This is a genomic window from Myceligenerans pegani (assembly GCF_014892515.1).
Lineage (GTDB): Bacteria > Actinomycetota > Actinomycetes > Actinomycetales > Cellulomonadaceae > Myceligenerans > Myceligenerans pegani.
The window spans coordinates 50,606-64,133 of record NZ_JADBGR010000054.1 but is presented as its reverse complement, the minus strand read 5'-3'; the positions used below and the strand labels follow the sequence as shown (position 1 = coordinate 64,133).

The 13,528-nt window shown below is 71.7% G+C and carries 12 protein-coding genes; 9 read left to right on the top strand and 3 right to left on the bottom strand.

Annotation, left to right across the window (positions count from 1 at the left end):
• From IIE03_RS04395 to IIE03_RS04375, 5 genes are all read left to right on the top strand, one after another.
• Complete coding sequence (locus IIE03_RS04395; protein WP_225997236.1) at positions 1-1,287, top strand: DUF881 domain-containing protein; 1,287 nt, start codon at positions 1-3, stop codon at positions 1,285-1,287.
• Between the two features lie 134 nt (positions 1,288-1,421).
• Entirely contained in the window at positions 1,422-1,910 is a 489-nt protein-coding gene (locus IIE03_RS04390) for an FHA domain-containing protein (protein ID WP_192861531.1), read from the top strand.
• A complete protein-coding gene (gene ftsR, locus IIE03_RS04385; RefSeq protein ID WP_318842794.1) occupies positions 1,907-2,689 on the top strand; it encodes a transcriptional regulator FtsR in 783 nt (260 codons plus the stop codon). The genes IIE03_RS04390 and ftsR overlap by 4 nt, the downstream gene beginning before the upstream one ends.
• Positions 2,690-2,728: 39 nt before the next feature.
• The gene (locus IIE03_RS04380; protein ID WP_192861599.1) at positions 2,729-3,208 is read left to right on the top strand and encodes a bifunctional nuclease family protein; all 480 of its coding nucleotides are present in this window, start codon (positions 2,729-2,731) and stop codon (positions 3,206-3,208) included.
• 121 nt (positions 3,209-3,329) lie between these two features.
• The gene (locus IIE03_RS04375) at positions 3,330-3,956 is read left to right on the top strand and encodes a MerR family transcriptional regulator (RefSeq protein WP_192861530.1); all 627 of its coding nucleotides are present in this window, start codon (positions 3,330-3,332) and stop codon (positions 3,954-3,956) included.
• Positions 3,957-3,991: 35 nt separating this feature from the next.
• Here the strand turns inward: IIE03_RS04375 and IIE03_RS04370 are convergent, their stop codons facing one another.
• Positions 3,992-5,272 carry a phospholipase D-like domain-containing protein gene (locus tag IIE03_RS04370; RefSeq protein ID WP_318842793.1) on the bottom strand — a complete coding sequence of 427 codons (1,281 nt, stop codon included), beginning with the start codon at positions 5,270-5,272 and terminating at the stop codon, positions 3,992-3,994.
• A 96-nt stretch (positions 5,273-5,368) separates the two neighbouring features.
• Positions 5,369-6,397, bottom strand: a complete 1,029-nt coding sequence (locus IIE03_RS04365; protein WP_192861529.1) for a tyrosine-type recombinase/integrase — start codon at positions 6,395-6,397, stop codon at positions 5,369-5,371.
• Between the two features lie 154 nt (positions 6,398-6,551).
• On the opposite strand from IIE03_RS04365, the gene IIE03_RS04360 reads away from it, so the two are divergent.
• The 4 genes from IIE03_RS04360 (at position 6,552) to IIE03_RS04345 (ending at position 10,931) form a co-directional block, all read left to right on the top strand.
• Positions 6,552-7,664, top strand: coding sequence for an alcohol dehydrogenase family protein (locus IIE03_RS04360; RefSeq protein ID WP_192861528.1), 1,113 nt, complete (start codon positions 6,552-6,554; stop codon positions 7,662-7,664).
• 16 nt (positions 7,665-7,680) lie between these two features.
• A complete protein-coding gene (locus IIE03_RS04355; protein WP_225997235.1) occupies positions 7,681-8,736 on the top strand; it encodes a proline racemase family protein in 1,056 nt (351 codons plus the stop codon).
• Positions 8,737-9,261: 525 nt separating this feature from the next.
• The gene (locus IIE03_RS04350; protein ID WP_192861526.1) at positions 9,262-10,158 is read left to right on the top strand and encodes a transporter substrate-binding domain-containing protein; all 897 of its coding nucleotides are present in this window, start codon (positions 9,262-9,264) and stop codon (positions 10,156-10,158) included.
• Positions 10,158-10,931: a hypothetical protein gene (locus tag IIE03_RS04345; RefSeq protein WP_192861525.1), complete on the top strand. Its 774-nt coding sequence runs from the start codon at positions 10,158-10,160 to the stop codon at positions 10,929-10,931. The genes IIE03_RS04350 and IIE03_RS04345 overlap by 1 nt, the downstream gene beginning before the upstream one ends.
• A 93-nt stretch (positions 10,932-11,024) precedes the next feature.
• Here IIE03_RS04345 and IIE03_RS04340 read toward each other — a convergent pair whose 3' ends face one another.
• The gene (locus IIE03_RS04340) at positions 11,025-13,451 is read right to left on the bottom strand and encodes an ATP-binding cassette domain-containing protein (protein WP_192861524.1); all 2,427 of its coding nucleotides are present in this window, start codon (positions 13,449-13,451) and stop codon (positions 11,025-11,027) included.
• Positions 13,452-13,528 lie beyond the last annotated feature (77 nt).

Here is a 13,528-nt window from a genome sequence, read left to right as displayed (position 1 = left end):
ATGAGCGACGAGCACCACCACGACGGGCCGGCCCCGGAGCGGGACGACGTCCCCTGGACCGCGCCACGCGAGGAGACCCCGGCGACGAGCGGGCCGGAGCGCGCCCGCCCCGAGGACTCCGGAGCCGAGGACACCCGGCCCCAGGACGCCGCGGACGAAGGCACCGGGGCCGACGAGACCCTTCCGGAGAAGGCCCTTCCCCGGGAAAGCGTCCCCGAAGAGATCCGGCCCGAGAACGCCGAGGCCGAGAACGCCGCGGCCGAGGATGCCGACGCGCACGGCGCCGGGCCCGGGGCCTCGCACCATGACCACCCCGAACCGCCTGCCGACGACGCGGGGGAGCCGCACGACGCCGAGCCGGCCCCGCCCGCGGACGACGGGACGCGAGAACGGTCCGACGACCTCGCGACGGCCCGCGACCCGGCTCCCGACCTGGCGGCGGAACACGCCGAGGGACCGGTGCGGCCCGCCGAGGGCGCGGAGGCGGCGGCCGTGACAGCCCCGGCACCCCAGGACGACGAGGGCGACAGGGACGCCGGCGACGACGGCGCACGCCCCGCGCCCACCGGAGGCGTCCGGCGGCTGTGGCAGGTGTTCCGGCCGCGCAACCGGCGTGCGGAGTACATCGCCGCCGCCCTGTGTGTCGCGTTCGGGTTCGCGCTCGCGGTGCAGGTGGCGCAGTCCACCGGGGACCAGCTCGCCTCGCTGCGGCAGGACGAGCTCGTCCGCCTGCTCGACGAGGTGACCCAGCGCGGCGAGCAGCTCGACGACGAGGTCGCCAACCTCACCCGGGTGCGTGACGACCTGCTCTCGGCCGATGGCCAGGACCGGGCGGCACGCGAGCTGGCCGAACAGCGTGCCGAGTACGAGGGCATCCTGTCCGGCCGCCTGCCGGCCGAGGGCCCCGGAGTCGTCGTCGAGATCCAGGCCGGGCCGGGGACGGTCACGGCGGCGAGCATGTTCAACATGCTCGAGGAGCTGCGCAACGCCGGCGTCGAGGCCCAGCAGGTCAACGACGTGAGGATCGTCACGAGCAGCCACTTCGAGGAGACGATCGACGAACGGCCCCGCATCCTCCTGGACGGCCATCTGCTCGAGCCGCCGTACACGTGGATCGCGATCGGCGACCCCGAGACCGTGGACCGTGCCCTGGAGATCCCGGGCGGCGCGCTGCCCACGCTGCGCGATGCCGGGGCGGTCGCGGAGGTGACCCGGCGGGAGCACGTCGTCGTCGACGCGACCCGCACGCCGGCCGATCCCGAGCACGCGGAACCGAGCGAAGAGTAGCCGATCCAGGCCGGTGCCATGTAGGTTGGTTCGGACCGGGCTACCCGTGAACCCGCACGTGACAGCACCCGTGCCGCCGCCCGGCGCCACACCGGCGAGACGTCCGAACCCGTTCCCCACACCGAGGAGACCCGATGACCGACCCCAGTGGCCAGCCTCATCCGGGCCCCGACCCCACGGCGACCACGGCCAATCTCGGCCGTATCGTCTTCCCGACCGGGGACGACGCCGCCGCGGGACGGACCGCCCTCAGCCCCGAGGAGGCCGCGGCCGTGGCCGCGCTGCCCCGTCACTCCGCGCTGCTCGTCGTGCAGCGGGGCCCCGGCTTCGGCGCCCGTTTCCTCCTGGACACCGACCGGTGCGTGGCCGGGCGCAGCGAACAGGCCGACATCTTCCTCGACGACGTCACGGTCTCCCGCAAGCACGCCGAGTTCGTGCGCGAGGGCGACTCGTTCACCGTGCGCGACATCGGCTCGCTGAACGGCACCTACGTCAACCGCGAACGGATCGACGGCGCCAGGCTCACCACGGGCGACGAGGTGCAGATCGGCAAGTTCCGCCTGACGTTCCACGCCAGCCCGCAGGCGTCGGCGCAGTCCTTCCCGGGGGTGCCGCAGCGGTGAGGTCAGGGGCCGCCCGCCGCGCCGCGGACGACCCGCGGCCGGCCGAGCGAGCCATCACGCAGGACAGAGGAGCGCGGGAGCGAGGGCAGGACACCGAGCCGTGGCCGCGGGGGATCTCGCGTCAGGCCACGATGCGCATCAGCGACGTGCTGCGGGCGCTCGCCCCCGAGTTCGGCGACGTGTCGCACTCCAAGCTCCGGTTCCTGGAGGAGCAGGGGCTGATCACGCCGGTGCGCACGCCGTCGGGCTACCGGCAGTACAGCCAGGCCGACGTCGAGCGCCTGCGGTATGTCCTGACCGAGCAGCGGGACTCCTACCTGCCGCTCAAGGTCATCAAGGAGCGGCTGGCCGCGATGGACGCAGGGGACGACGAGGCACGGCCCGCCCCCCGGCTCGCGCCCGCGGAGTCGTCCGCCCGCCGGCGCTGGACCCGCGAGCAGGTCGCGGAGGCCGCCGGCGCGTCGCCCGAACTCGTCGACGACCTGATCCGGGTGGGTGCCGTCGAGCGGAGCGGGCACGGAATGCTGGGTGCCGGGTCCGTCGACGTCGTCCGCATCGCCGTGGCGCTGTCCGAGCACGGCATCGAGCCCCGCCACCTGCGTACGCTGCGCAGCGCGGCCGACCGTCAGGTCGCCCTCGCCGACCAGGTCGTCGCGCCCTGGCGCGGCCGCCAGTCGTCGAGCGCCCACGGCGAGGCCGCCGCCATGGCGGCCGAGATCGGCGAACTCCTGACCCGGTTGCACGCGATCTGGGTACGCCAGGGTGTGGCGGATCTCTGACGCGCGGCATACCGTGAAAAGGTGACGTCCGACGTGCCGATGGTTCCCGTGGAGATCCTCGGCGTCCGACAGCAGCAGCGCGATCAGGAGATCGTGGTCCTGCTGCTGGACAGTGCTGCCGACCTGGCGGTCCCGATCGTCATCGGCCCGCGCGAGGCCAGTGCGATCGCCATGGCGCAGGCCGGCCTCGCCACACCCCGTCCGATGACGCACGACCTGCTCCGGGACGTGCTCGCCGCGGTCGGCGTCGAACTGGAGCGGGTCGAGATCGTCGCCCTGGAGGGCGGCATCTACTTCGCCGAGCTGGTCCTCTCCGGCGGGGCCCGGCTCGACTCGCGCGCCTCGGACGCGATCGCCCTCGCGGTGCGCACCGGCAGCCCTGTGCTGTGCTCCGCCGAGATCGTCGCACTGGCCGGCGTCGAGATCGTCGACGTGGAACAGCGCGAGGAGATGGAGAAGTTCCGCGCCTTCCTGGACCACGTCAGCCCGGAGGACTTCTCCGGTCCGCCGGGCCAGTGAACCGTCGCCGGCGCCGCGACCCGGAGAGCGACGAAGGACACAGCGGCGACACGCCGGGCGGGTTGGCCCGGGAACGTCATCGGCGGCCCTAGCGTGGTCATGAGACTTTCCAGGAGGCACAGTGAACACCCATGGTGAGGTCAGAGCCGCCGGCGAGCCGATCCCGCACGGCGCTCAGGGTCTCCTCTTCGGCGAGGACCTGACCGAGCAGGATGCGTCCACCGGCTACCGCGGGACCACGGCGTGCACCGTTGCCGGGATCACCTACCGGCAGCTCGACTACTGGGCGCGCACCGGCCTCGTCGAGCCCAGCATCAAGCCGGCGACCGGCTCGGGCACCCACCGGCTGTACAGCTTCCGCGACATCCTCGTGCTCAAGGTCGTCAAACGGCTCCTCGACACGGGCGTCTCCCTGCAGCAGATCCGCACCGCTGTCACCCATCTGCGCGAGCGGGGCGTCCACGACCTCGCGCAGATCACGCTCATGTCCGACGGCGCGTCGGTGTACGAGTGCATGTCCGCCGACGAGGTGGTCGACCTCGTCCAGGGCGGGCAGGGCGTGTTCGGCATCGCCGTGGGGCGTGTGTGGCGCGAGATCGAGGGCACGCTCTCGGAGCTGCCCACCGAGACGTTCGGACCCGACGTCGGCACCGAGCAGGGCGAGGGCCTCGCCGAGTCGCTCGCCGGGAGCAACGACGAGTTCACCCGCCGGCGCCTGCAGCGCGACCAGGCGCGCAACGCGGGCTGACCCGGCGACCCGCGCGCCGGGTCACGGAGAGCGCGTCACAGCAGAGGGCGCAGCGGGGAGATGAGGGCCTCCCCGACCTTTGCGAGCCCCGAACGTCTCTCCCACTGGTCGATGGTCAGTTCACGCGCGTTGGTGAGGTCGAGCCGGAACACGTCCTCCATGCGGGCGGCGAGCGCCGGGTCGACGATCTCAAGATTTACCTCGTAGTTCCCGGTGAGGCTGAGGCGGTCGATGTTCGCGGTGCCGATCGTGGTCCAGCGGCCGTCGACGGTGGCGGTCTTGGCGTGGACCATGGCGTCCTGGTAGAGGAAGATCCGCACGCCGCCGCGCAGGAGCGAGGTGTACAGGCCGCGGGCGAGCCAGTCGGCGACGACGTGGTTGGAGCGGTGGGGCACCAGGACGCGGATGTCGACGCCGCGCGCCGCGGCGGCGAGCAGCGCGGTGTGGATGTCGTGGTCGGGGATGAAGTACGCCTGGGTGATGTAGACGTGGCTGGTCGCCCGGTCGATCGCGTCGAGGTAGATGCCGCGGATGGGGAAGACGAGTTCGGAGGGCGCGTTGCGCGCGGCCTTGAGGTGGGGGAGCCAGCTCTCGGAGCCGACGTCGGTCAGCTGCGGCAGGCGGCCGGTGCGGTGGCGGTTCCAGAAGTCGACGAACGCGTTGCGTAGTTCCCACACGGCCGAGCCCTCGAGCCGGATGTGGGTGTCGCGCCACTGCGTGGCGTACATGGAGCCGATGTTGTAGCCGCCGACGTAGCCGATCCGGTCGTCCACGACGAGGATCTTGCGGTGGTCGCGGCCGGACTTGCGGACGTTGAGCGCGAGCATGCCGGGGCGGAACACGGGGAAGCGCAGCACGTGCACGTCGGGCGGGAAGCGGAAGAAGGACTGGGGCACGACGAGGTTGGCGAACCCGTCGACCACGACGTACACCTTGACGCCACGGGCCGCGGCGTCGATGAGGGCCTGCTTGAACTGCCGGCCGACGGTGTCGTCCTTCCAGATGTACGTCTCGAGCATGACCGTGTGCCGGGCGCCGTGGATGGCTTCCAGCATGGAGTCGTACAGGTCGGCGCCGTAGGTGTAGATGGTGGTGGCGGTGTCCTCGATGTGCTCGGTGAGAGGCTTCTCCGTGGGGAAGGAGGCCGTGAGCGGGTGCATGCGACGACGGACCGCGTCGGTCACGGTCAGCGCGGCGGCCACGGTGACCGGGACGGCCGCAGCGAGGAGCCCGGCGCGCAGGGCGAACTTCCGCGCCCGGCCCAGCAGGTCGGGCGCGACGTCGATGGTGAGTCCGGGGATGTTGCGAGACGGCACGAAGCTCACGGTACCGGGAGCCCGGTCGGGTCGCGGGACTTTTACCGTGCCCCGCAACCGGCCACCTGTCCGTCTCGCTCGATCTCACTCTTGATCTCACTCGATGGCGGCCGCCAGCGGGTGGGACCGGATCGCGGCGGCGAGCTCGCCGTCGATCCGGTCGAGATAGACGCCGGTGGTGGCGATGGAGGCGTGCCCGAGGAGCTCCGCGACGACTTTGACGTCCCAGCCCTCGGCGACCAGCACGGTGGCGGTGGTGTGACGCAGGGCGTGCGGGGTGGCCTCGCGGCGTACCCGCGAGGGCATGCGGTCGACGGCGCGGCGCAGCAGGCCGCGCACGGCCTGGGTGTCGATGCGGCGCCCGCGCCAGGACAGCAGGAGGGCGCGCTGCGCGTCGGCGTCGTCGGGCCGCCGGGCGGCGAGGCGCGGCCGCAGGCCGGTCAGGTAGGCGTCGAGCGCCTCGGCGAGCGGCGGGCTGAGCGCGACGGTCCGGGTGCTGCCGCCCTTGCCGCGGATCCGCCAGGTGGTGTGGTCGTCGCTCCGGGAGATGTCGGCGAGGTCGGCCCGCGCCAGCTCGGAGACACGCGGGCCGAGGACGAGGAGCAGCGCGAGGACGAGGCGGTCGCGGGCCGCGAGGTCCTGGTCGGCGCGGGACGGGGCGGCGTCGTCGGCCGACAGCAGGGAACGGGCGGCGCCCGCGGACAGGGCCGTCCGGGCGGTGCGCAGCGGCTCACGGCTCCTGGCCGGCGGGGAGGCCCACTGCATCGGGTCGGCCTGTACCCAGCACTCCCGGGCCGCGTGGGAGAAGAACCGTGAGACCGACTGGCGGAAGCGGTTGACGGTGGAGGTGGACCGGCCGGGGCCGGCCTTGGCTGCCGGGTTCGTGAACCGGGCGTCGGGCGCGGACTGGTAGCGCACGAGGATGGTGTCCACGTCGGAGCCGCTGATGTCGTCGAGCACCGTGGCGGGCCCGGCCAGCCGCGCGAACTCCGTCACGTCGCGAGTGTAGCTGCGCGCGGTGGCGGGGGAGAGGACCTCCCGGACGGTGTCGATCTCGACGGCGGCGAGGTAGCGGCGGACGGCCTCGTCCACGGTGAGGCGTTCCAGGCGTGGTGGTGCAACCATGCAGGTCAGACTATGTGGAGACACTGACAGCCGGTAGCCGCGGGCGCGATACCCACCTGGTGGCGCGGGCGGGACCGTGCCCACGCCGGGATCGTCTGGGGACCGTTCGGGCCGCGGTCGGCGGCGACCCGCGCGTGCCCCTATGCTCGCACAGATGACGCCGATCCCAGCGGTGATGAAGGCGGTGCGGCTCCTCGGTCACGGGGGCCTCGACCAGCTTGTCTACAGTGACGACGTGCCGACGCCGGAGCCCGCGCCCGGCGAGGTGCTCATCGACGTCCACGCCTGCGGCATGAACAACACGGACGTGTGGGTGCGCGAGGGCGCCTACGGCACCGAGACCGATCCGGGCTCGGTCTCCACCTGGCGGCGCGGCCGCTCCACCCTGACGTTTCCCCGCATCCAGGGCACCGACACGGTCGGCGAGATCGTCGCGGTCGGCCCGGGCGTGCCCGCCGGGCGCATCGGGGAGCGGGCGATGGTGGACTTCAGCATCTACAACCGGCCCGAGGGCGACGACAGCCTCGCCGACATCGACTACATCGGCCACGGGCGCGATGGCGGCTACGCCGAGTACATCGCCGTCCCGGCGGAGAACGCCTACGAGATCACCTCCGGAATCGGCGACGCCGAGCTGGCGACGTTCTGCTGCGCCTACCTGACCGCGGAGCAGATGCTCGACCGGGCCCGCCTGGGCGCGGGGGAGCGGGTCCTGGTGACCGGGGCGTCGGGGGGCGTCGGCTCGGCGATCATCCAGCTCGCCCGGGTGCGCGGCGCCGTACCGTACGCCGTGTCCAGCGCGGGCAAGCAGGACGCGCTCCGGGAGATCGGTGCCGAGGACGTCGTCCTGCGGGACGTGCCCGACCTGGTCACCGCGGTCGAGCGCGTCGTGGACGGGCCTGTCGACGTCGTCGCCGATCTGGTCGCGGGCCCGATGTTCAACGACCTGCTGCGCATCCTGCGGCCCGAGGGCCGGTACACGACGGCAGGCGCCATCGCGGGGCCGGTGGTCGACCTCGACCTGCGCACCGTGTATCTCAAGCAGCTGGAGCTGCACGGTTCCTCGCAGGGCACGCGCACGGCGTTCCGCCGGCTGGTGCGATACATCGAGAACGGCGAGATCAGGCCGTTGCTGGACCGCACGTTCCGGCTGTCCGACTTCCACGAGGCGCAGCGGACCTTCATGGGCAAGACGTTCGTGGGCAAGCTCGTCGTCGTGCCCGACCGGCACTGGGACACCGTGGGGGCGGTTCATGCGGCATCGTGAACGAACCCTGGAGCTGTTGGACACGCAGTCCGGGGGAGACGTGAGCCGGATCGTCGTGGCCGGCGTCGGGCCGCTGCCCGGCGCCACGGTGCTGGACAAGGCCCGCTACCTGCAGCGCGACGGTGACGGCCTGCGCAGGCTGCTGCTGTCGGAGCCGTACGGCGACCCGGCGATGTCCGTCGACCTGATCGTGGAGCCCTCGCACCCCGAGGCGCAGGCGGGCTACATCATCATGGAGGCGATGGGGTACCCGCTGTACTCCGGGTCCAACACGATCTGCACGGCCACGGCACTCCTGCAGAGCGGCATGATCCCGATGCGTGAGGGGCTGCAGAGCGTGGTCCTGGAGTCGCCCGCGGGACTGGCCCGGATCAGCGCGAGGGTGGTGGACGGGCGGGTCGTGTCGATCACGACGCAGGGCGAGCCGGCGTACGTGGCCGCCGAAGGGCTGTCCGTCGACGTGCCGTACTACGGCGAGGTGCGGTTCGACCTCGTGTGGAGCGGCGCGTACTACGCGATGGTCGACGCCACGCGGCACGATTTCACCCTCGGGGCCGCCGAGCAGATCGCGCTCACGGCGTTCGGCGACGCGTTCGTGCGCGCGGCCCGGCCGGGCCTGCTGCAGGTGCATCCGGAGCTGGGCGACGTCGGCCCGCTGCCGTTCGCGCATTTCATGGGGCCCGTGCGGGAAGTCGGGCGAACGGCGGGCGGTCACGCCCGGTACGAGTCGCGGTCGGCCACCTACGTGCATCCCGGTGTGCTGTGCCGAAGCCCGACGGGAACGGGGACGTCGGCGCGGCTGGCGCTGATGGCGCGGCGCGGCGAGATCCACGAGGGCGACGAGCTGGAGACGATCTCGCCGCGCGGCAGCCGGTTCGTCGGGGCGGTCCTGGAGAACGCCCAGGTCGGTGACTACCCGGCGCTGCACTCGACGATCACCGGCGGCGCACGCCTGATGGCGCACTCGCACATCACCGTGGACCTGGACGACCCGCTCGTGGACGCCTCGGACCTGGAGCACGTGCTGTCCGCGGATCCGTCCGCCTCGACCGGGGCGGCCGCCGTCGGCTGATCGTGCGGCTGATCGTGGGAAGCCTGCGGGGAAGACCGTGATCCGATAATGCACATTATGTCATTTCGGCGGTGAGGAGGGGCGAGCAGGGCTCCTCCACCCTGCGGTTCCTTGCGGACCACGAGGTTGCTTCCGTTCCGAGCCCGAAAGCGGAAAGAACCGCATGGTCCGCAAGGAACCGCAGGGTTGCTCCCCGACCCAGCGTCTCGATGCGACGTGGGTGCGACGACGATGCGGCGCGGATGCAGCGCCGGTGCCACATCGATGCGGCATCGATGCGGCATCGGTGCGCCGCCGGACCAGATCGGCCGCTGGATCCGTGTCGATGGATCCGCGCGGCCCGGACCTCCTGGCGGGCCTGCTCGCCCCGCAGCCCCAGCCGCTCCCGACGAGCGCCGCCCGGAGTCAGACTATGGTGTATAGCGCAACACAACGGTCTAATGCGACGTAGTGACCATCGCAGGATCTGTACGAGATCTGGCGATACCTCTGGAACACGGCGGGACCGATTGCTACCGTCCCTCCATGACGACGAGGATGTTCAGGCTGGTGAGCGCACCCTTCTGCGCTCTGGCGCTGTGCCTGGCGTCCGGTTGCGCGCCCAGCTCCCCCGGGCCGGCGTGCGTCCAGGACGTTCCTCGTGACGACAAGAACCGGGTCACGATCGGTCTGCACAGCGACCTGCCGGGGTGGAGCTACTCCCCCGACGACGCCAGCTGGAGCGGGTTCGACTACGAGTTCGCGCGGTGGCTCGGTGACCACTGCGACTTCGTCCTGGTGCCGACGCCGATCGCCAGCTCGGAGCGTGAGACGGCGCTGATCGAGGGCCGGGTGGACCTGGTGATCGCGTCGTACTCGATCACCGACGAGCGCAAGGAACTGGTCACGTTCGCCGGGCCCTACGCCTACACCCAGCAGGGCGTCATGGTGCGCGACGGCTCCGGCATCTCCACCCTGGACGATCTCGCCGGCCGGACGGTCTGTGCCGCGCGCGGCACCACCTCCGCGGACCAGATCGTGCAGTTCTTCCCCGAGGCCGTCCTCAGCGAGCAGGAGGGGTTCGGCAAGTGCACGCGCGCGCTCATCGACGGCACGGTGGACGCCGTCTCGACCGACCAGCTCCTCCTGTACGGGTTCGCGGCCGAGAACTCCCCGCTCCAGGAGGAGGCCGGCGGCGACCTGACGGTGCTCGACGAGGCGTTCGGCCACCAGGAGCTCTACGGCATCGGCCTCCCCACCGACGCCGCCGCCCCCGCGCAGTGCGAGGCGCTCACCGAGGCGATCGACACCGCCGTGATCGACCAGTGGTGGACGGACGCGTTCCAGAACTCGCTGCCGGACGTCCCGGCGCCGGAGGACTACCGGCCCTCCAAGGGGTACTTCGAGCAGTGTCCCGGGGCCGACGACAGGGACGGCGCCTGATGAGCGCCGCGCCCCCGCGCACCGATCCCCCGCGGGACCTGTTCAGTCCCCGCCGCGGCGTGGTGTTCGGCGCGGGCATCGTGGCGTGCGTGGTCGCCGTCGTCGCGGAGTTCGTGCGGGGCGAGGGCTCCCTGGTCGACGCCGCGGCGCTGCTCGTCGGGTACGTCGCGCTCTTCGGCGGCGGGAACGCCGTCTACGAGCGCGGGTATCAGCTCGGGCGGTACGCCCGGAAGGTCGACGCGGAGTCGTGGACCACCCGGATCGTCAGGGCGGCCCGGCAGCACACGCGGATCACGTGGACGGCCCTGGTCTCGCTCCTGCTCGTCCTCGCCGCGGCCGGTTACCTCGCCTGGTTCTACACGTCGGCGTCGTCCCAGCTCGTCACGGGTGACATCGAGCGTCTGGACCACCTGGACCTGGCCGACTGCTACGTGGAGGGCCCGAACGGCGCGCCGGAGCGCCTGGAGGGCTGCGACGGGGTCACGCTGCGGCTCCCGGGCTCTCCCCCGGCGCGCGGACACGTCACCGTGGTGGGACATCTGACGAATCAGTCGGACACCGGGTCGTGCGTCGATCCGGCCCGCATCGTCGTCGCCGGCCAGGTCGACGGGATCGCCGGGCCCGCAACCCGCGCCCGGTCGGGGGAACCGGCGGTGGTGTCCATCGAGGACGCCACGCGGACCGCCGCCGTCGAGATCACGATCGACCAGGTGCACGACGACCCGGTGTGCCGGGTCGCCCTCCAGATCACGAAGGTCGTCCTGCACCACTGACGCGCCACCGACGCACAGCCGACGTACCCCTGGCGTACTCCTGACGCCACCGGGGCGGAGGACGAGCGCCCCCTCCGCCCCGCCGGCGCGGCCCTACTCCCCCACGTACTCCGCCAGGTGCCGGCCCGTGAGCGTCGACGCGTCCGCGACGAGGTCCGCCGGCGTGCCCTCGAAGACCACCTGCCCGCCGTCGTGCCCAGCGCCGGGGCCGAGGTCGATGATCCAGTCCGCGTGCGCCATGACGGCCTGGTGATGCTCGATGACGATGACGGACCTGCCCGAGTCGACCAGCCGGTCGAGCAGCCCGAGCAGGTTCTCGACGTCGGCGAGGTGCAGTCCCGTGGTCGGTTCGTCCAGGAGGTAGACGCCGCCCTTCTCCCCCATGTGCATGGCGAGCTTGAGCCGCTGCCGCTCGCCACCGGACAGCGTGTTGAGCGGCTGCCCGAGCTTGAGGTAACCGAGCCCGACGTCCCGCAGGTGCCCCAGGGTCGTGCGCGCGGCCGGCACCTTGGACTCGGCCGCACCGAAGAACTCGTGCGCCTGGCTCACCGACAGGTCGAGCACCTCGGCGATGTTCCGGCCGCCGAGCCGGTGCTCCAGCACGGCCGCCTGGAACCGCTTGCCGCCGCAGTCCTCGCACGGCGTGGCGACGGTCTCCATGAAGCCGAGCTCCGTGTAGATCATGCCGTTGCCCTTGCAGGTGGGGCACGCGCCCTCCGAGTTCGCGCTGAACAGCGCCGGCTTGACGCCGTTGGCCTTCGCGAACGCCTTGCGGATCGCGTCCAGCATCCCGGTGTACGTGGCGGGGTTGGAGCGGCGCGACCCCTTGATCGCACCCTGATCCACGACGACGACGCCGTCCCGCCCGGCGAGGTTCCCGTGCACCAGCGAGCTCTTGCCCGAGCCCGCCACCCCGGTGATGACCGTCAGCACGCCGGTGGGGACGTCCACGTCGACGTGGCGCAGGTTGTTCTGCTCGGCCCCCCGGATCTCGAGCGCGCCGGTGGCCTCGCGCACCGCGTCCTTGAGCCGGGCCCGGTATCCCAGGTGCCTCCCGGTCAGCGTGTCCGCCTTCGCGAGCTCTTCGACGGTGCCCTCGTAGCAGACCGTGCCGCCGTCGGTCCCGGCACCCGGGCCGAGGTCGACCACATGGTCCGCGATCGCGATCGCCTCCGGCTTGTGCTCCACGACGAGCACCGTGTTGCCCTTGTCCCGCAGGCTGATCAGCAGGTTGTTCATCCGCTGGATGTCGTGCGGGTGCAGTCCGATCGTGGGCTCGTCGAAGACGTACGTGACGTCGGTGAGCGCCGATCCGAGATGCCGGATCATCTTCGTGCGCTGCGCCTCTCCCCCGGACAGCGTCCCCGCGGGCCGGTCCAGGGACAGGTAGCCCAGGCCGATGTCGGTGAACGAGTCGAACAGGTGCAGCAGGCCGCCGACCAGCGGTGCGACCGCGGGGTCGTCCACGGTCCGCGCCCACTCGGCGGCGTCGGTGATCTGCATGGCGCAGACCTCCGCGATGTTCTTCCCCTGGATCCTCGCCGACCGCGCCGAGGCGTTCAGCCGCGTCCCCTCGCACGCCGGGCACGGCCCGAACACGGCCGCGGCCTCGACGAACCGCCGGATGTGCGGCTGCAGCGACTCGACGTCCTTGCTGAACATCGCCTCGCGGATCTTGGGGATGAGGCCCTGATACGTCATGTTCATGCCCAGGGCCTTGATCTTCGTCTTCTCCTTGTACAGGAAGTCCTCGCGCTCCTGTGCGGAGTAGTCCTTGATCGGCTTGTCCGGATCCACGAACCCGGACTCCGCGTAGCCCTTCACCATCCAGCCGTCCGCCGTGTATCCGGGCACCAGGATCGCGCCGTCGTTCAGCGACCTCGACTCGTCGACGATCACGGACAGGTCGAGGTCCGAGACGCTCCCCCGTCCCTCGCACTCGGGGCACATGCCGCCGAGGTACACCTGCTCGCGCACGACGGCCTTGTCGACCTTGCCACCCGCCTTCTCGGTGCTCATCACCCCGCTGGCCTTGCTGGTCGGGATGTTGAACGAGAACGCCGGCGGCGGTCCGACGTACGGCTGCCCGATCCTGCTGAACAGGTTGCGCAGCATGGCGTTCGCGTCCGTGACCGTGCCGACCGTCGAGCGGACGTTCGCGCCCAGGCGTTCCTGGTCCACCAGGATCGCCGTCGTGATGCCCTCGAGGCGGTCCACGTCGGGCCGCGGCAGCGACGGCATGAAACCCTGGACGAACGTCGAGTACGTCTCGTCGATCAGCCGCCGCGACTCCGCCGCGATCGTGCCGAACACGAGCGAGCTCTTGCCCGAGCCCGATACGCCCGTGAACGCCGTCAGGCGGCGCTTCGGGATCTCGACGTCCACGTCCTTCAGGTTGTTCTCGCGGGCGCCGACCACCCGGATCAGGTCGTGACGGTCGGCCGGATGGTCCGACGACGCCACGCCGGGCGCATCCACGCGCTCGGCCCCCGGCGTGACGATCCCGGTGCTGGTGTTCATGCTCTGGCCTCCACGGCGATCCTCATGGCTCCTTCGATGACGGCTGCGGACCGCGCTGCCGGCGCCGTCCCTGCGAC

What these genes read in the sequence shown, in the direction of transcription:
- IIE03_RS04345 (WP_192861525.1), top strand. Translation starts at nt 10,158, where the DNA reads ATGAGCGCCGCGCCCCCGCGCACCGATCCCCCGCGGGACCTGTTCAGT.
- IIE03_RS04350 (WP_192861526.1), top strand. Translation starts at nt 9,262, where the DNA reads ATGACGACGAGGATGTTCAGGCTGGTGAGCGCACCCTTCTGCGCTCTG.
- IIE03_RS04365 (WP_192861529.1), bottom strand. Translation starts at nt 6,397, where the DNA reads ATGGTTGCACCACCACGCCTGGAACGCCTCACCGTGGACGAGGCCGTC.
- IIE03_RS04395 (WP_225997236.1), top strand. Translation starts at nt 1, where the DNA reads ATGAGCGACGAGCACCACCACGACGGGCCGGCCCCGGAGCGGGACGAC.
- IIE03_RS04360 (WP_192861528.1), top strand. Translation starts at nt 6,552, where the DNA reads ATGACGCCGATCCCAGCGGTGATGAAGGCGGTGCGGCTCCTCGGTCAC.
- IIE03_RS04390 (WP_192861531.1), top strand. Translation starts at nt 1,422, where the DNA reads ATGACCGACCCCAGTGGCCAGCCTCATCCGGGCCCCGACCCCACGGCG.
- IIE03_RS04340 (WP_192861524.1), bottom strand. Translation starts at nt 13,451, where the DNA reads ATGAACACCAGCACCGGGATCGTCACGCCGGGGGCCGAGCGCGTGGAT.
- IIE03_RS04380 (WP_192861599.1), top strand. Translation starts at nt 2,729, where the DNA reads ATGGTTCCCGTGGAGATCCTCGGCGTCCGACAGCAGCAGCGCGATCAG.